Origin of the sequence: uncultured Sunxiuqinia sp., from assembly GCF_963974515.1 — a bacterium.
In the GTDB taxonomy this organism is placed as follows: Bacteria; Bacteroidota; Bacteroidia; order Bacteroidales; family Prolixibacteraceae; genus Sunxiuqinia.
Genome location: NZ_CAXBDD010000078.1, coordinates 1 through 17,965, shown reverse-complemented (window position 1 = coordinate 17,965; position 17,965 = coordinate 1). Strand labels below are relative to the sequence as shown.

General features: G+C 43.0%; 18 protein-coding genes. 11 read left to right on the top strand and 7 right to left on the bottom strand.

Translation table 11 applies throughout. The features are described 5' to 3' along the window. Positions 1 to 197: 197 nt before the first annotated feature. Positions 198 to 1,445, bottom strand: a complete 1,248-nt coding sequence (locus AAC033_RS14450) for a HipA domain-containing protein (RefSeq protein WP_339739342.1) — start codon at positions 1,443 to 1,445, stop codon at positions 198 to 200. Positions 1,446 to 1,448: 3 nt separating this feature from the next. Continuing rightward, the gene (locus tag AAC033_RS14445) at positions 1,449 to 1,742 is read right to left on the bottom strand and encodes a helix-turn-helix transcriptional regulator (protein WP_339739340.1); all 294 of its coding nucleotides are present in this window, start codon (positions 1,740 to 1,742) and stop codon (positions 1,449 to 1,451) included. 1,908 nt (positions 1,743 to 3,650) lie between these two features. Here AAC033_RS14445 and AAC033_RS14440 point away from each other — a divergent pair. The 9 genes from AAC033_RS14440 to AAC033_RS14400 all read left to right on the top strand — a co-directional run bounded on the left by AAC033_RS14440 (position 3,651) and on the right by AAC033_RS14400 (position 10,842). Continuing rightward, positions 3,651 to 4,244: a Crp/Fnr family transcriptional regulator gene (locus AAC033_RS14440; protein WP_339739338.1), complete on the top strand. Its 594-nt coding sequence runs from the start codon at positions 3,651 to 3,653 to the stop codon at positions 4,242 to 4,244. Between the two features lie 103 nt (positions 4,245 to 4,347). After that, entirely contained in the window at positions 4,348 to 5,148 is an 801-nt protein-coding gene (locus AAC033_RS14435) for an MBL fold metallo-hydrolase (RefSeq protein ID WP_339739336.1), read from the top strand. A 5-nt stretch (positions 5,149 to 5,153) separates the two neighbouring features. Further along, positions 5,154 to 5,633 carry a RidA family protein gene (locus AAC033_RS14430; protein WP_339739334.1) on the top strand — a complete coding sequence of 160 codons (480 nt, stop codon included), beginning with the start codon at positions 5,154 to 5,156 and terminating at the stop codon, positions 5,631 to 5,633. An 87-nt stretch (positions 5,634 to 5,720) separates the two neighbouring features. Then, on the top strand, positions 5,721 to 6,233 hold the full coding sequence (locus AAC033_RS14425) for a cupin domain-containing protein (RefSeq protein WP_339739332.1): 513 nt from the start codon (positions 5,721 to 5,723) through the stop codon (positions 6,231 to 6,233). Between the two features lie 195 nt (positions 6,234 to 6,428). Further along, positions 6,429 to 7,511 carry a serine hydrolase domain-containing protein gene (locus tag AAC033_RS14420; protein ID WP_339739330.1) on the top strand — a complete coding sequence of 361 codons (1,083 nt, stop codon included), beginning with the start codon at positions 6,429 to 6,431 and terminating at the stop codon, positions 7,509 to 7,511. A 117-nt stretch (positions 7,512 to 7,628) separates the two neighbouring features. Beyond that, entirely contained in the window at positions 7,629 to 8,198 is a 570-nt protein-coding gene (locus tag AAC033_RS14415) for a Crp/Fnr family transcriptional regulator (RefSeq protein WP_339739328.1), read from the top strand. A gap of 129 nt (positions 8,199 to 8,327) precedes the next feature. Next, entirely contained in the window at positions 8,328 to 8,816 is a 489-nt protein-coding gene (locus AAC033_RS14410; protein WP_339739326.1) for a cupin domain-containing protein, read from the top strand. A 31-nt stretch (positions 8,817 to 8,847) separates the two neighbouring features. After that, positions 8,848 to 9,285: a hypothetical protein gene (locus tag AAC033_RS14405; protein WP_339739324.1), complete on the top strand. Its 438-nt coding sequence runs from the start codon at positions 8,848 to 8,850 to the stop codon at positions 9,283 to 9,285. A gap of 216 nt (positions 9,286 to 9,501) precedes the next feature. Then, complete coding sequence (locus AAC033_RS14400) at positions 9,502 to 10,842, top strand: amidohydrolase family protein (RefSeq protein WP_339739322.1); 1,341 nt, start codon at positions 9,502 to 9,504, stop codon at positions 10,840 to 10,842. 102 nt (positions 10,843 to 10,944) lie between these two features. Here the strand turns inward: AAC033_RS14400 and AAC033_RS14395 are convergent, their stop codons facing one another. Continuing rightward, positions 10,945 to 13,005: a hypothetical protein gene (locus tag AAC033_RS14395; protein ID WP_339739320.1), complete on the bottom strand. Its 2,061-nt coding sequence runs from the start codon at positions 13,003 to 13,005 to the stop codon at positions 10,945 to 10,947. Between the two features lie 23 nt (positions 13,006 to 13,028). Further along, entirely contained in the window at positions 13,029 to 13,625 is a 597-nt protein-coding gene (locus tag AAC033_RS14390; RefSeq protein WP_339739318.1) for a hypothetical protein, read from the bottom strand. A gap of 399 nt (positions 13,626 to 14,024) precedes the next feature. Between AAC033_RS14390 and AAC033_RS14385 the strand changes: the two genes are divergently transcribed. After that, complete coding sequence (locus tag AAC033_RS14385; protein WP_339739316.1) at positions 14,025 to 15,140, top strand: putative collagen-binding domain-containing protein; 1,116 nt, start codon at positions 14,025 to 14,027, stop codon at positions 15,138 to 15,140. 316 nt (positions 15,141 to 15,456) lie between these two features. Further along, positions 15,457 to 16,221, top strand: a complete 765-nt coding sequence (locus AAC033_RS14380) for an ion transporter (protein WP_339739314.1) — start codon at positions 15,457 to 15,459, stop codon at positions 16,219 to 16,221. Positions 16,222 to 16,290: 69 nt separating this feature from the next. Here the strand turns inward: AAC033_RS14380 and AAC033_RS14375 are convergent, their stop codons facing one another. From AAC033_RS14375 to AAC033_RS14365, 3 genes are all read right to left on the bottom strand, one after another. Next, positions 16,291 to 16,731, bottom strand: a complete 441-nt coding sequence (locus tag AAC033_RS14375; RefSeq protein WP_339739312.1) for a DUF3795 domain-containing protein — start codon at positions 16,729 to 16,731, stop codon at positions 16,291 to 16,293. Further along, on the bottom strand, positions 16,728 to 17,435 hold the full coding sequence (locus AAC033_RS14370; RefSeq protein WP_339739310.1) for a DNA alkylation repair protein: 708 nt from the start codon (positions 17,433 to 17,435) through the stop codon (positions 16,728 to 16,730). Before AAC033_RS14370 ends, AAC033_RS14375 begins: the two co-directional genes overlap by 4 nt. A gap of 317 nt (positions 17,436 to 17,752) precedes the next feature. After that, positions 17,753 to 17,965 (bottom strand): hypothetical protein (locus AAC033_RS14365; protein WP_339739308.1); only part of this gene is annotated, 213 nt, incomplete at its 5' end.

Sequence of the window (17,965 nt, the reverse complement as noted above, 5' to 3'; positions counted from 1 at the left end):
AGCTGAGTCTTCAGCCTTTTTCTTTCTTCCTTCAGGCGTGTGTTTTCAAGGAGTAATTGCGGGTATTTCTTTTGCAGGCCTTTAAAATCCATAGTTTACTTGTTTCCTTATTTTGAATGACCTTCGTTTTACACAACAAGTAAAATTAAGTTTTTCCAGAGACGAATTGGCCAATACATCAGACGCTTTGGAAAAAATTAGGCTCGAAATGCAGCAGCCATAACAGCTTGCTCACTTTGTGGTATTCCTATTTGGTTTGCTATTCTTTGCCAGTAGGATACAGATGATTTTACCTCGTCAAGAATGTTGTTCATTTCTTTTGCGCTCAGCCGGAAGAAAGGACCTACAGTTTTGGCAAGCTCTATATCAAGCACATTGTTATCCATGTCGATATTCAGTGCAAGTCCGTCTTTGTCAATTGACGGGTTAACATCATACGCCGGAGACAAACGCCAACCTTCATCGGTAAGAATAAAACCATGATTTCTAAGATGATCATCCGTATTGGATATCAATATATTGAAAACAATCCTTCTCCAGAGCTGCTTTAGATCTTCATCCACACGCGTTCCTGAGAATTGGATAAACTCTACAATGTCCAGATATGAAGGGGGTTCATCCCGGATGAGATCTTCGCTTCTGCCCGTCATGGTCATGGCTGATGCGAAATGGCTCCGCTCTTGCTTATCCCTGTCAAATCGTTTCGTAAAAAACGTATCATATTTCCCGGCAATATGTTCGAGCTTTGATTCCGCCATTTCGACACCGGCGTTAATAGCCAGTCTGTACGCCAGGTATTCCCATGCGCCTTTATTTACAGGATCACTCTTCGAAGGAAATTTGGCAATCCACGGATGACCATCCATGTCGAGGATATTGGCTTTCGGTCTGGCCCCGCCAAGGGAAGAACCTGGAGCCATTAGTATGGCAAGCCATTTCTTAATCTCAGCTGTGTCAGCATCCGATTCTACCAGTTCTGCACTATGCTGCAACGCCCGGACACTGGCCCAAGGTGGCGTTGGCGATATCGGATCATTGTCCAGGAATTCTCCGTCAGGTTCTCTTTTGAATCGCAATGCGCCCATCCTGCACAAATCATGTACACCCAGCAAAAAATCGATGTCATACAATACCGAGACAGGCCTGTCTTCTTCTCTGGCGTATATTGCTGCGCGTCTTTTCATTAATGTCCTTCCCCAGGTGTCTGGCATGGAATCAAGGAATACACCAAAATTTTCCTTCCCGTTTGGGTATTGCTGTCCGCCGTACCAGGCAATGTCTGGATCTAGCAGCAATTGTTCCCGAGAATTAATCCAGTCGATATCGTATGAAAAGCTGAACGCTTTCCGGCCTTTAGCTTGTTGTGCAGACAAGGTCCCTATACATTTTGGCAAAGCCATACCTTTCCAATCCGCATACACCCATATATCTGTTTTGTCTGCCATGATCTATTTCCCGATTAGTTTTAAATCCTGTAATTTCCGGCCAAACTCATCATCGGCTGCCAGCTTCAGGAAGTCGTCCTGAAGGCCCAATACCCGGAGAACATTAAAATAAGCCCCAAGTGCAACACTGGGATTTCCTCTTTCAATATGATAAAGCGTGGAACGGTTAATTCCGGCCCGCTCTGCAACTTGGATGGTTGTCAGGTTCCGTCGTTTTCTGGCCAGTTTGATGTTTTCGCCCATCTGTTCCAGTATCTTCTGAAACCTTGGAAGTAGTGTCTGTTTTTTAGTTTTCATTTTGTTGCTTATTATCGACAAAATTAGCTGAAAGGTATTAAATAAACAACAATTACCAAATGGCTGTCCTATTTCTCTTTCGTTAAAAAAAAAGGGGGTTGCCTTTGTTTGTTTTCCTGTTCTTCTAACCCAACTTGCAGTTTGCCTGAGTTAAATACCGGTCTATCAGTGAATTGACAATTTTCGAGTTCAAGTTTGTGTCCTACGGATTTTCGTTTTACGAATAGCGCATATTTGTATTTCAGGGCATCATATAGTTTTCGCTTTTGCACCTGTTGATTTGGCTCTAAACACCGGTGTATTATGGTCAATTCTTCGTGAATGTTTTGTGCCAAGGTTGTCACCGCCTTTTGCGTGTTCATGGTTCTTACAATCTCGCGCCATCCGGAACGAATGCCTTCTTGTTTTAGTTGTTAGCGAACGGTGTTCACAAGCCAGTATGCCAATAAACCCTGATGCAGGTGTGCCATCGTGTTTTCATCTTTTTGATGGCAAATGAGGCGACGGTCAAGGTCGGTCTTCAGGACCCGAAAAAACTTGCGCAGAGCTCGGCATAAATGTTTCCTCGATACAAGGCAATTTGTAAGGCTCGAAATCTCGCAGGCAAGAAGTCGTTAGCTTTACTTTCATTTCAATACCGCCTTGACCACGGGGAAAATTGCCATGGTTATGCAATTGAGTAATCCCGATACCAGAGAAAGATCGTTTTCAATGGCAACATATAATGAGTTATTCCACGGCAGCTTAATGTTATCCCGAACTTTAAGGCTGTTCGCCAATAACCTGAACCCAATCAAAAATCATCAGCGTGTCAAATAACTATGGAATTTCGGCACAATGGCTGCTTGATTATTTATTCATACTTTTTTGAACGAACTATCGTATAACAGCATTTTTGACTTTTTTTAAAAGAGTATTGGATATCAATTCGAACCGAGATTTGTTTTTACTTTTCGTTTCCGACAGTTTTTTCAACTCTTCAGTATTTAGATCTTTCTCAGTTGAATAATATTTTCGCCGTCGCTTAAAAGTCACTCGTATCTTTACAGGAAGCGATCCTTCTTTCATTGCCCCGCGTTGATCAGGGATAGAAGCTACTGTGATGCCATTGTCTGCATACCTAAACATAGAGTTTCAAACTATGTGTGCAAATTTTCTATTTGCACACATAATTTGCACAAAAACTTAGCTCTCCTGTCAAAAATAAACAAATGAAGTATCGCGATTTATCCTTGTAAGTGTTTTTATTGAATGATTTGTGAAATATTAAAAAATAGAAAAAATCAAAGAAAACATGCAACATACGATTCTTAATCATGAGGCCGGCGGTTCAGTGCTGTCTTTTTTTGTTGAAAATAAATAAGTTACAGATTTGGAGTTTGTAGCTCCTTTTTATTTGCACACGACCCCCGTCCATGAATTCTCAAACCTGTAAAAACACCACTCCTTTTCATTTTTGGAAGATTTTCAAAAGGAAAAGGAACAAAAGACGAATGAAAAATTTGAATGTGATGATGTGGGATTTCAAAAGGTTTTAACCGGAGTCTATGCAGGTTAAGTCTATTTTGAAATAGCCTTAAGCGCCGGAGAAAACCAATTCTTTCAATTTTGAAATAAATGGCTCTATGCGGGAGTCTTTTGGTTGGTTTCACCCCCCGAAGCGCAGTTTTCGGAAGCGGGCAAATAGCCCTCTCGTCTATGAAGCTTGATTGATCCGTTAATCATCAGTTCTGCAAATTCAATCCAGGGCGGCCAATAAACTGTTGGGAGTTGCTCTGGATACTCACTGTAAAAAACTTTAATGGCTTAGGTTTCGGGAGGGAATTCATGGCAGGCCGTCGTCTGAAAGAGTCCTATGACTTTTCTTTACGACAATTGTTTATTTAGCTGGGATCAATACGAATTAGAATGGAGACCAAGCGAGAAATTAAACCTCTGATAGAATACATCAACCAATTTGTGGTGATGTCGCCAGAGGAAGAATTAATTCTTTCTAAGTATGTTACTTTCAGGAATTACCTCAAAAAGCAATATGTATTGCAACAAGGCGACATCTGTACGCACGAGTCATTTGTGATTAAAGGATGTTTAAATACATTCTTTGTGAATGATGAAGGTGATAAATTTGTTGGAAGTTTTGCCGTTGAAAACTGGTGGGTAGTCGATTTGGAAAGTTTTATTAACCAGACTCCTGCCGATTTCAACATTCAATGCCTGGAGAATTGTACACTGGCACAGATAAGTCGTCAGAATTCACAACTGCTGTATGAGAAGATCCCAAAACTTGAGCGGGTTTTCAGGATGATGCTTCAACAGGCATTTTGTTTTTCACAAAGGCGAATCGTTAATAACCTAAGTAAGGCGGCCAAAGACAGGTACTTAGACTTTAAAAAACAATTTCCTGAAATTGAGCGACGTGTTCCACAATATCTCATTGCCTCTTATTTAGGTATCACAAGGGAGTTTTTAAGCAAAATCAAGGCTCAAACAATTTTCGACTGACATGTGTGAACTAGTTCACTAATATTTTGTGAACCACTTCATTTTTCCACCTTGATTTATTGCGGAAATTTGTCCAGAGAAAGAGAATGAAGGTATTAAATGTATGAACCTGGAAGTTATGGAAATACAACATATCAGAAATGCGACAATAAAGTTAAAGTACGGCGGAACAACATTTCTTATTGATCCTTATTTTGCCGAAAAATATACGCAGTTTTCATTTGCGGGTAGGACAAACAACCCAATATCTGATCTTCCTGTTAGTGTCGACTCGATATTAAAGGGGGTGGAGTATATCATGATCTCACATCTGCATCCTGATCATTTTGACAAGGCAGCCCAAAGTCTGGTTCCGAAAGATATGCCTATTTTTTGTCAGCCAGAAGATTGTCAGTCAATAGAAGGTATTGGTTTTCAAAACGTGACACCTGTCGAAGATCCAATCACTGTCGGTAAAACCACAATTTATCGAACAAAAGGACAGCATGGGAGTGGCCCTATTTTGAAATACATGGGGCCGGTGTCTGGTTATCTTTTTCAAAGTCCGGCAGAGAAAACACTTTATTGGTTGGGCGATACGATATATTGCCATTTGGTAAGAGAGTCCATTGATGTTCACCAGCCGGGAATAATGATTTGTCATGCAGGCGGTAATAAGTTTTTTAAACGGCATGATGTTTTTGGTGCCGAATTGCAAGAAGATACAGAACCAGTAATCATGAATGCTGAACAAGTGCTGAGTTTGCTTCAGTATTTGCCGGAAAGTAAGGTGATTGCCACGCACTTGAACGCGCTGGACCATGAAACAGAAACAAGGGAGAGTATATTACGCGCGGCTATTCAGAATAATATTGGAGAGGGTCAGCTATTCATTCCAAATAACGGAGATATTTTAAAATTTTAATTGAAATGATGAAAAACCTCATGACCACAGAAACAGTCATAAAACGGCTGAATCATCTGGGCTTTACCTTGCCATCAGCGTCCATTCCCGGAGGAAACTACGTTTCTGTAAACGTCAGGGGAAAGGTCGCTTATATTTCCATTCAATTCCCAATTATTAATGGCGAGTATTTTTTTCAAGGTAGGTTGGGGGAAACTCTTTCTACAGAAGACGGATACAAGGCCATGCAACTTTGCGGACTGAATGTTCTCTCACAAATCCAGCATAAGCTTGGCTTTCATAAGGTATTGGGATTAAATCATATTGATGCTTACTTCCAGTCCTGTGATAATTGGGATAGTGCGCCCGAAGTTGTAAACGGCGCTTCCGACTTGTTGGTCAATGCCCTTGGTGATGCAGGATTGCATTCCAGGTCTATATTGGGTGTTCAGCACCTCTCGCGTAATTTTTCGGTTGGCCTATCTGCATCTTTAACGCTAATTTAATTGGTTGTTTTGTCTTCTTTCAAATTGGACGGTTTAAAAATTAAACGAGCTACATATCAACTAGGTCACAAATAAATAAGCAAGCATATGGCAACAATCTTAAAAAGAGACAAAAGGGATTTTAAAGAGGATCCAAATAAAATCGATAATTTCAGATTGTTTTCGGACATTTCAAGGGTTAAAATGGGCATTAGGCCACAGAACTTGAATTTTGATTTGAGGTTAATAAATCCCGGGCAATTTTCTGCTCCGTATCATTTTCATCGACATGCCGAAGAATTATTCATGGTTGTGTCTGGGACGATGACGCTAAGAACCCCAGAGGGACTTGAGATCGTAAATCGTGGCGATATCATATTTTTCGAAATGGGCGTGACTGGTGCCCATCAATTTTATAATCATGGCTCAGAGCCTTGTGTCTATTTGGATGTTCGAACCTTCATCGGCTATGATGTGTGCGAATACCCTGATTCCGGGAAACTGTTGTTGGCTCCTTCGTATGAGATATTCCACAAAGGATCCGAATTGAAATTATTCGACGGAGAAGAGAATGTCGTGAAAAAATGGCATCAAATTGAAAATGGAAACGAAGCCGAATAAAAATTATTTTCTGCTTCACCCTGGTTTTCTAGTTGACCCGGTGTGAAAAAAATTGATCTGGATCAAGTAATCTGCCTCTTTTTGAAAATATCTCTCTGCTAGTGTAACGTTTTGAGGCTAAAAAGAGTCTGCGATATAGCATCGTCATGTTGCGTATGTTAAAATGAAATCAAGTATGAACTTAATCGAACAACAATGAAGACAAAACCTCTTTTCTTCGCGCTACTCGTGGGGATTGTCGCCGGTATAACTGCTTCAAGATCCAACGCCCAAAAGGCGGAAATTGACACTTTTTTGTACAAGCAAATGGAAACGTTTCATATTCCGGCTTTGTCGGTCGCTATTATCGAAGATGGTCAGGTTGCGATGATGAAAGCTTATGGTTTGGCCAGCGTTGAGCATCAAATCCCCAATACCAAAGAAACGGCTTTTCAGCTGGCATCAGCAACTAAATTAATTTCGGCTACTGCCATCATGACCTTGGTGCAGGAGGGGCGGCTTGACCTTAACCAAAAAATAACACACTATCTTCCTGAACTGCCTGAGAGTTGGAACGATATGGAAGTACTGGATCTGCTTGCTCACCAGTCTGGAATTGTTGACTTACTGGCTTTGAAGCAGCATTTTCAATCGATTGATCAGGCTATGGATACAGCGACTGCCAGACTGCTCGATTTTGAACCGGGAACAAAAACGGTATATGCCGGAGGTGACTATGCGGTTGTTATGAAATTGGTTGAGCAATTATCCGGCATGACGTTTCAGGAATTTTTGGCTCAGAGCCTACTGAAAAAGCTGGGGATGGAACACACGGTTTTTAACAACATGGAACAGGATTTTATTTACCGGACGTCTGACTTGATGCCTTTTGCGGCTACCGTTTATCGCTGGGATCGGGAAAGAGAACAACAGCGGGTGTTCTCCATGCTGTTTCCGCAATGGACTTACCCTGCGGGCGGCTTGTTTTCATCCATCGAAGATTTATCCAAATGGGTTATTGCACTCGATCAGTTCAGTGTGCTTACTCAGGAGATTACCAGACAAATGTGGACGCCGACGAAACTCCGTAGTGGAGACAATTCCGCTTTTGGAGTTGGATGGATTGTTGACAGTTACAAGGGTGAAAAAGCGACTGGACACAGCGGAGGTCCAGCCTTAGCCGACATTGTGCGTTTGCCTGACCGGAAAATTACTGCCATTGTTTTGACCAACCAACAGGAACTTCGACCCTTTTTAACCATGAAAGTATTGGATTTGTACCTGCAGTTCAAGGAGTGATGGACCCTCGTGAAAAACTGAGCGCGTAATTCCTTGGTGGAAATGATCAACATTTTTTTTTACAGCCTGTTAACGAATTATTACTGACTGATGCCGGTCATCTTTTAATCTAGAAACATGAAACGGATCCTGTTTAATATTCAGCGGGTTTTTCATACTTCCGGGGAGGAGTTGAAAGCCATTGAACAAGTCATGCGCGTAGTTTTTCTCAGTAAAAATGATTTTTTTCTGAAGGAAAATGAGGTTTGCCAGTCCATCGGTTTTCTTGAAAAGGGAAGTATGCGTTTGTTTTACGAAGGGCCCGAAAAAGAAGTTTGCAACGATTTTTTCTTTGAGAATTCGGCGATCGGCTCGTTTGCCAGTTTTCTTTCCCAAACACCTTCTATTGTTAATATTGCAGCCATTGAGAAGTGTGAATTGCTAGTGTTCGATTATGCAGACGTGATGGATTTGATGCAAAAGTTCCCATCACTGAAAAAACTGGCGGATGTCATCGTTCAGGACCAGTTTATTCGGGCTGAAAGGCGCGAAGCCGCACTGTTGCGCAACTCACCGGAACAGCGTTTTCGTAATTTATTGGAAGAGCACCCCAAGATCTTCAAGCGGATTCCTTTGCGTTATGTCGCAAGTTACCTGGGAATCACGCCCGAAACGCTGAGTCGTTACCGGGCGCGGTTTCTGGTCTGATTTTTTAAATTTTCATTTAAAAATACGTTTTAGGTTCTCGACTTGGTTTTTCTTGATTTGGATCAAGTGAGCTCATCAGCGGGTTTGTTTCTTTTGTATCATGATTACAGTTAATTAAATTTTATCAACATGAAGGAACAGACAAAAAACGAAACCTTGCTGGTTTTGACCGATGTGATCAACGTATTGGTGAGCAATACGGAAACAGAAAGCACCTATGCCGTATTTGAAGAAAATGTCCCGCCGTTGGGCGGACCACCACCTCACCGGCATCCTGATGAAGAAATATTCTATGTGCTCCAGGGTGAGTTTGAATTTATTTTGAATGACCTGGGGAATCCGTTTAGGGCCTTGGCTGGAAGTGTGGTGCACGTTCCTCCAAACGCACTGCATACGTTCAAAAATGTCGGGAGTAGTGCGGGAAAAATGGTCGTGTTGCTCAGCCCGGGCAATTTGTTGGACTATTTTAGGGTGATTGGAACTTTGATAAAAAAAGAATCGGAGAAGCCGGATCTGAACTTGGTTCCTGACTTTACAAAATTGGATGTTTCCAAAGCACTTGAGCTTGCTCCGGTACATCAAGTCGAATTTGTGTTGCCGGATGTCATTAAAAATTGAGTAAATTGAACCTGGTTTTTAACTTGTTCCAATGATTGTCGTTGACCGGATAAAAAACAGCCAAGGCGATATTTATGCCAAACTCAGTTTCGAACCTCAAAAGAACTACCTTTTGATGAAGTGGGTTGGCCCCTGCTCCGAAGAAGAGGTGAAAATCGCCTCCATGCGGATGTATGAATGGCAGAAGCGGGAAGGGGTGAGGGCGAAATGCCGGTTTCATGTACATGATACCAAAGAAATCGAAGGTGCCTGGGCTGGTTTGGTCGATTGGATAAGCAATTATTTTTTCCAGCTGAACTACGAATATGGTTTGCGCTATAATATAAGCATTATCTCGCCGGATCTGTTTTCGAAACTATCTTCCTTCGAACTAAAAAAAAGGAGCAACAGCAAGGTTGCCACCATTCTTTGCGAAACGATCTCCCAAGCCGAAGCTTTCCTGACTCAAAAATATACGGAGATGGATTGATATCTTATCCGTGATCAGGAAAATCCAACTGGTGTAAAACACAATCTGATTTTTTACATTAAAAGATGCCAACCGAAATTCTTCTACAGATTTCAGTTGGCATTTCTGTTTTCATAGAGATTTGAGGTGATAACTTATTGATTTGAATCAATTTGATGAGAATTGACTGCCCGTATTTTTGTTTGAAAATAATCTACAAACAAAAATGATTGAAGTATGAAAACAATTCTAATCAAGAACGGAAAAGTTTTACGTCTGAATGATCAAGAAGTCACTTTTCAGGAAGCTGATGTTTTAGTGAAGAACGATAAGATCGTTCAAATAGGAAAGCATCTGGCACCTCCCGTAGTCGATCTGGAAATCGATGCGTCCGGTATGCTGGCAATGCCTGGTCTGGTAGATACGCACCGACATTTGTGGGAAACGGCGCTTAAGGGTGTTGCTTCCAACTGGACGCTCATGCAGTATTTGAATGGCGTATTGGGAGGCATCGCTCCGGACTACCAGCCTGAAGACGTTTACACCGGCAATTTACTTGGGGCGTTGGAAGCAATCAATGCTGGAATTACAACAATTTTCGATTGGTCTCACATTATGAATTCGAATGCACACGCCAAAGCCGCAATTGATGCGTTGAAAGAATCAGGAATCCGGGCTAGATTCGGCTATGGAACACCTGGTACATCGGTTTGGGAATGGTTTTACGAAAGTCGGCTAAAACACCCGTTAGACGCGAAAACCGTTCGGAAGAATTATCTGTCTTCAGACGATGGGTTGGTGACTATGGCTTTGGCTATTCGTGGCCCTGAGTATTCGATCAATGAAGTGACGGATCATGACATCCGGCTTGGACGCGAGTTGAACATCCCAATTTCGATGCATATTGGCGGCGGAACCTTTGGTCCAAAATATCATGGGGTTCGGTTACTGGCTGAAAAAGGATTGTTGGGACCTGATCTGAATTTCGCACATGCCAATACCATTAGCGAGGACGAGTTTGAATTGTTGGCAGCACATCAGTGCAGCATTTCGGTAGCTCCTGAAGTCGAGCTACAGATGGGATTAGGCTTGCCGGTAACCGGAAAAGCTTTAAAATACGGAATCGCTTGTGGTTTAGGGGTTGATGTGGTGTCGGCAACATCAGGAAGCCTGTTTGACCAGATGAAAGTGGCGTTGCAAGCCGAACGAGCCATACAAAATGAGCGACTGTATCAATCAGGTAGCATGCCCGAAAAGTTGACGATCCACGATTCGGACATCCTGAAAGTGGCAACCATTGGTGGAGCAAAAACATTGGGGCTGGACCGTACGACCGGATCACTGGAAGTAGGAAAACAAGCCGATCTAATTTTGATCGACATCAAAAATATTTCCTTATCACCTTCCATTAACCCAGTCTCTTCAGTGGTCTTGTATGCCAACGAAAACCATGTTGATACAGTGATGATTGCCGGGAAGATATTGAAACGCCAGGGGAAACTCTTGGATGCAAACCTTGAGAATTTGATAGAAAGAGCACATAGGTCGATGGAGCGAATCCTAAAAGAAAGGCGATAACGACTATCCCTTGAATTTCAGGATAGCCAAAAAGCAGGGATCCGATCTTCTAATTTGGAAGATCGGATCCCTTTTTGTTTCCTGGCTTGCAAAAACAATATGTTACCAGGCGTAAATCGTACTACCCGGAATTGAAGTAAAACTAATATTGTCATCAGACAGGTTTTCGCGTTTATCGTTGACGACCGAAATCCCATGCTGTCCGCTGTAACCGACAACTGAATTAAGGATCGTCAGTTCACCTTCGGGACTATTGTCGACCACAATGTTGGCCGAAAAGCTGTTGTCAACAGTTTTGCCACCGTGTAACACCTGGACATGATCGAAATAGTTTTTGGTATTCAAACTGGAAAAGGTAATCCCGTGCCATGAACCGGGCACCTCATCAACAGCCTTAAAGACAATGTTTTTAGCATCCGTTCCTGAGGCGTACAGGTAGCCCTGCCTGTTGTTGGCATCTTCGACCACAATTCGCGAACCGGGCTCCATTTCCAGGACGACCCCTTCGTTCAGCTTCAAGCCAGACCAAACAACCAGGTCGTTACTTAATCCGCGGACATGATAACTCAGATCTGTCTGGCGGAAGCCTTTCCAAATGGTTTCCTGATCGTTGGCAATGGGAAAGTTCCCGTCAATCCGGACCTGGCTTTTCCCATTGTTTACAAAATGGCTCCATTCGTCAATCACAGCAACATTTTGGGTTGAAACAGCCAGCGGATATCCCTGGTGTTCACGCACAACGTTCGAACTAAAACTTAACAGGGTGGCTCCGTCCGATGTTGCCTCGATGCCATCGCCAGCTCCGAAACCAAGCGAAGAGTTGTCAATGGCTGCTTTGCCGTTAACACCCAGATGGATCGTTGCCGGCTGGTTACCTGCCAGCGGTGTACTGCCTGCATACCGGATATTGACATACTGAAACTTGCTGGGATTATTGCCACTGTTTTCAATAAAAATACCTTTCCAATAGCCAGGGGTTTCTTCCAAGCCTGAAATAACAATGGGATTGGCGTCACGACTAACTGCTGCGATTGAACCGCCGGAAAGCGCAGCAATCCTTTCGTTTTCGTTGACATAGATGCGGGCCTGTTCAGCAATTTTCAGCCGGGTGCCGTGGGTCACTTCCAGCCCGCTGAGCAGTGTGTAATTATATGAACTCCATTCGATGGTAGCTCCGTTGTTCAGATCAGCAGTCAATACGGCAATCCCGGCATTCCAGAACTGACAATCGGGTGCGATCTTGCCAACTTCCGAAGCGGGAAGGGCAATAACGAAATTGTCTTCTTCATTTCCCATCATGTAGTTGGATGAAAAACCGGCCAGTTCGCTCCCCGGCGCAGCAAAAAGTCCCATCCCTGCATTCTTGGTGAAAGACGAGTGGCTGATGCTGATCTTGCTTCCACTGTCAAGGTACATGCCGGCCGAAAAAGCATTTTGATCCGGGTTTGCACCAGCGCACGAAAGTGAAGTGTAATTCATCTTGTTGTCGACATCAGCCGACTGCAAAAGCAAACCGCCCCAAAATCCGCTGGTTTCGGTTTCACCCGTCAGGTAGATCCGGTCTCCTTCAGCCTCGCCTCCCTCCGATACGAACGAGCCGGTTGATGAGATCATCAAACCAGTATTTTCAGCAAAAGCGACTTTCACACCAGGTTTGATCGTTAGGCGGGCATCAACATTGATCACGTTTGTCACCAGATAATCGACTTTGGTCCAGTCTTCAGTAAAAATATCTTCCAGAACCAGATCCACGACAATATCTTCCGATATCTCCACCATTTGGGGACTGCTTGCTTCCGAAACAGCAATTTTTACTTCATCTTTTGCAGTCCATTGATCTTTGCTGATGATGAGCTCAATCAAAAATACACCAGCTTTATCGGCAACAAAACCGGGAGTTGCGCTGCTTCCATCGTCGAGCGATGCCGCACTTCCGGCAGGTTTACTTTTGATACTCCATGAATAGTTGAATGTTCCGCCTTCAGCATCTGTTGAGGCGCTGCCATCCAGGACAACGGCAGACCCGGTTGTAGTGTGTTTGTCCTCGCCGGCATTGGCAGTTAACGGATTAACCGCCGGGATCGGATCGTCTTCTTCGTCACACGAGAAGATGATCAGGGATGACACGATTAGGATCATCCAGATCAGGTATTGTTTTTTCATTTTTATACTAATTTTTGAATTGGTTAATTGTATTTGTTTCTCATATATTGGGTTTGCGACCCGTCTGGAGCAGTTAGTGTCAGCACTTCAAACGCTTGTCCAGCGTTGTTACTGGTTGACGACAAAGCATAAGAGAGGCTGAAGCTGTTTTGATCTTCACTCCGGTCGAAATTATTCCCCGGATTGCATACACTGTGGTATTTCATCTGGTGGGTTGCTGTTGAAAAGATCAGCGAGTCACCCTCGCTTTTGACTTCTCCTTTCAGATACCGGGCAGTGTATATCTGGCATCCGCCCGTGCTTGTGCTGGCAACAACTGCCCAGATGAAGCTACCGTTCTCCTTAAGCTGGATCCCGAAGCCTGGAACCGGATCCATCGACCACGGATCGTAACTTCCTCTGAACCAAACATGGGTTTGCGAATCATAGAGTAACGAATCAAATTCATGCTGCATAGACAAGCTCCAGCTTTCGAGCCAGTTTCCGGCAAGGTACCCCGGCAGCTTGTTTTCCGGTTCCGGCAGATCAACGCCGGGCTCAATCTCCCGGCAACTTAAAACAACACAGCCCAGAATCATTAGCATCAAGGCTGGTTGGAGAATGCTGTTTTCTGTTTTCATAACATGGTAAATTAAATTCATGGATGGCTATTAAAATCCAATTATGCCGCAAAGTAAGGGTGGATTCTAGCATATTGACTTGATTCAAATCAAGATCGGATCACGGCGCGAATGAAAAGCATATAAGGGAAATGCCAGAGATTTTTGAAGAGCCTGATTTCAACAATAATGATGGACAAATTTGCTTGGCCACTCATTGGTGCGGCATCTGCTTAGTCATATGGTCCGCTGATTCGTGTCTTAAAAGACAATCCTTTAAAGATCTAATTGAGAACTACATATTTCTAACTCCGCAGAAGTAGTAAAAATGGAAATGAAGCTTGGGGTTTTCTAGTCTTCATTCATCTTGCTTTCATACTTGGGCATCTGCTTCCGGATTTCCTTAACGGGTACAATCACTTGCAGGTAAACTGGCTGCTTTCGTTATGCTGTTTTCAACAGGACTACAAAGATGGTCCCGAACCCGAAACGCTCGATCTGGCATTATTCAGCGATGAAAATATTACCGAAACCATGAATCTCGGTGTCTGGCAACGAATGGAAAAGCATATGGACTGGCTTAATAACCGCGACGTTGGAGTACAGATGTTTCTGGGTGTTGACGGAAGTCGGAACGATGGACCTGAATGGGAGAATCTAAACGATGAAGAACGCGATTTTTACGTAAAATACATGGTAGCCCGGTTAGCACCTTATGCAAATCTTGCCGGATGGAATTTTGTGTGGGAAGTACCAGGAAATCGTGAAGAACACGAACTGGCCTTCATGCGTCTGGTTAAAAAATACGATGTGTTTGATCATCTTACGACCTATGAGGACGAATGTCCGCGTGAAAATTTTTATCATTCACCCGAGTACTCATTCGCCACAGTTGAAAATCACCGTATCGTATTTGAGGATACAGAATTAGAGCGACACAATCTTTGGCGTGAGCCTTGGACACATCACATTGCATGCTTACTTGGCTATCGTGGCAAACCTGTTTTTATGAGCGAAGGCAATGCGCTGTGGCGTCGATACTGGCATCAGCGCTCAGTAGCCGATCAGGAAGATTTGCAGCGCTCGGCATGGGCTTGTTCTTCGGCTGGTGCTTCGTTTACATGGGATGGTCACACCAGCGAATATGAACTGATGGCAGGTGGCTCTGATGGTTTGCCCTTTAACATTGAAAATGAGTTCAAATTATCTGAGAAATACGTTCCATTTCTGACAGAAGTCATGCAGAATGATGTGGCATTTTACCAAATGAGACCGGACGATGCTTTGCTGTCCGGTTGCGAGGCTCTACGCGTATATGCGCTGGCTGGGCCCGCAAATCAGTATCTGGTGTTTGTAATGGATGGAGAACCTTTTACATTGAAGCTGGAGCCCAGAAGTCATTCAAAGGTATTTTGGCTTGATACAAAGAAGGGTGAGAGAATTCAGTTTGCCGATGTCGATCAATTGACTAATGTCGAAGGGTTTCGCTTTACTCCACCGAACAGAGAAACCGATTGGGCATTGATTATCAGGTAGAATTTATTGAAAAGCAACATTTTTGTCATCTTTTGAAGTTAAGCAGTTATCAATTCGTGGTCGAAAACCAGTGGCGGCAGATCATCATATTCAAACGATCGATCTTGTGCTGCATCATCGGTAGTGGCCGTATTTTATCTGCTATTCCGCAAAAAAACAACCGAAATTGTTCTGCCACTCGGATCTCTGCCTGGTTTGCCGAACGTTGCAAACTGCGTTAAAGAATTTAAAAACCAGACGAACGAATCCGTTAATGGCTTGGATTTCGGGATTCAGATTTCCCGGAGTTTTTCCATATATTTAGAGAGCTCAAAGTATGAAAAAGGAAAGTATTAATGAACGAAGAAGGTTGCTCAAGTCGGTAGAGCAAATCCTTGAAGGACCAATGATTTTCTTAGGATTTGTTTGGCTTGTCTTGCTTGTGATTGAGTTGGTTTGGGGAATAAACAAGATGCTTGAGTATTTAGGTATTGGCATCTGGGGGATATTTATTATTGATTTTCTGGTCAAAGTTTCGCTTGCCCCGGAGAAACTTATCTTCCTGAAAAAAAATTGGCTTACTGCCATTTCATTGTTCATTCCCGCATTACGTGTATTTCGGGTTTTCCGGTTTGTTCGACTTTTACGCGGCCTCAGGGGGATCAGGCTTGTGAGAATCGTATCGTCGTTCAACAGAAGCATGCGCAGTGTGGGCAAAACCATGAAGCGCCGTGGCTTTGGCTATGTGATGATTATTACGCTGATCGTCATTTTTGCCGGAGCTGCAGGGATGTATGCCATGGAGAATCCGACCCCTGGCTTTACCAGTTATTGGCTTGCGTTGTGGTGGACAGCGATGCAGGTGATAACGGCAGGTAATGGATTTAACCCGATGACACCTGAAGGTCGCGGGTTAGCTTTTTTAATAACCATTTTCGGATTTAGCATTTTCGGTTATGTCACGGCAACTTTTGCCACCTATTTTATTGGTCGTGATGCCGAGGAAAAAGATGCTCCGATTGCCGGGTCGAAGGAAATTGAAGAACTGAAATCAGAAATTACTGCGCTTCGCAAGCTCATCGAAGACCAAAAAAAGGAATAAGCATTCTGCAGGCATTTAAATGCTGCACGCGGGTGAAAAAGGCTAAAATAACTGGAGGTGTAGGCTATTTTAGTGCCAAGCGGTTTTATTAATTTCAGCTTTACAGTGGATACAAAAATCTCTATGTACGCTTAATCCCGAACCACAGGACTTGCATTTCCATTTTTCCTCTTCATTTTTTAGAAATTTTTCAAGTCCATGAATTTTTATGAATGCCAGGTTTTCAATCATGCTCATTCCGTAATTTGTTCGGTATCTTTTATCAAGATTTTTTAATCGGGTACATGGGTATTTTTTACAGTCGTAACAAAATCCTGAGACAGTTTCAGCCAAAAAAGCACAGTTAACAATTTTACAACTTCTACAAACCGTTGGTTTATTCTCATCATCAATTTTAAAGCATCCGCCACAAGGCCTTTTTTCCCGGAGGTGACCGATGCAAAGCCCACAATTCATTCCACAGGGAGCTATCAAATTGGCGTATGTAAAATCCTGCCTCATTTCAGTCATTTGTCCATGGCCTGTTTTCTCAGTTCTTTTGGCATTTTTTCTATAGCATACCGCAAAGAAGTTCGGGGCATGATTGCTTTTCTTTTCATCACAAAATCAAACACGTCCTGTTGATGTGATTCACTGGCGGCTTTTAGCATCCATCCGTAGCCTTTTTGCACCAAATCGTCTTGGTCAAGTAACAGTTTATCTGCAATTTCAAAAATGGCGTCCAGAAACAAGCCTTTTCTGGCAGGAATGATTAAAGAAACAGCCGAAGCCCTTCTCATCCATCTGTTTTCAGATTGAGTCATCTTTTTTAGTTCCATTAAAAAGTTGGGGTACATTTGAATGAATACACCCATGGAATGGTTGCAAAATGTATCGCACGATGCCCAATTCGTAATGTACAAATCAATCCAGTTTTTGAATCGCTCAAAATCGTTTGGTTGAAAGCTTTTCCGAAGCGAATAGGTCCAATTGCACGCAACGAATGATTCTTCCAACATCCCGGATTGCCAAAGAATTTCAATAAGCCTAAAAATCTCAGCTTTATCAAATGTTTCGATGTCCTTAAAACGATCCTTACTGATTTTGAGAACGACAGGTGTTTTAACGCCGTATAAATCAATCTTTTCTTTAAAGAACCGTTGACCTTTTTCTTTTGTCTCGATGTCAATATTTTCTTTAAGTTGATACCTTATTTTGTCAATCATATTATTCATCTTTTTTGCCAGATTGCTGTTTCAAAATGATCATCAATGTTGGGTGAGTTTTTCCGGTAAATATATTTCGACAGTGCCATTAAAACAAATGCTATTTTCATTGTCATACGAATTCAATGTTAACCGTGCCGTTCTCTCCGGTAGAACTACAAGCCCCGATTAGCAGCGTTAGTGCATATCGCGAAGAGCGGGAGTCAGAGCCCGTATGCCAGCTTGATAATTCGGTGTCATTGTGCCACAATAAATGACAGCGGAGCTTCGCTGGTCATATGGAACAGGTTGAAAGCCCAATGAGGATCGCCATACTATGCTAATGCTTAACAGCTCACGATTTGGACATGATAAAATCTGATGTTCTGGAAATGGCAATACCAGCCAACTGATTCCAGCGCGCGCCGGAATGGCGCCAATCGCAGGCGTGCAGCATAGCCCGGGCTTCCACCTTTTGCGTCTTCCCTTCTTTGCCTTAAAGCGTTAAAAAAAGACAGATCGTAGCTGGCTTTTTCACCATGACAAGTCATCTTAATTTT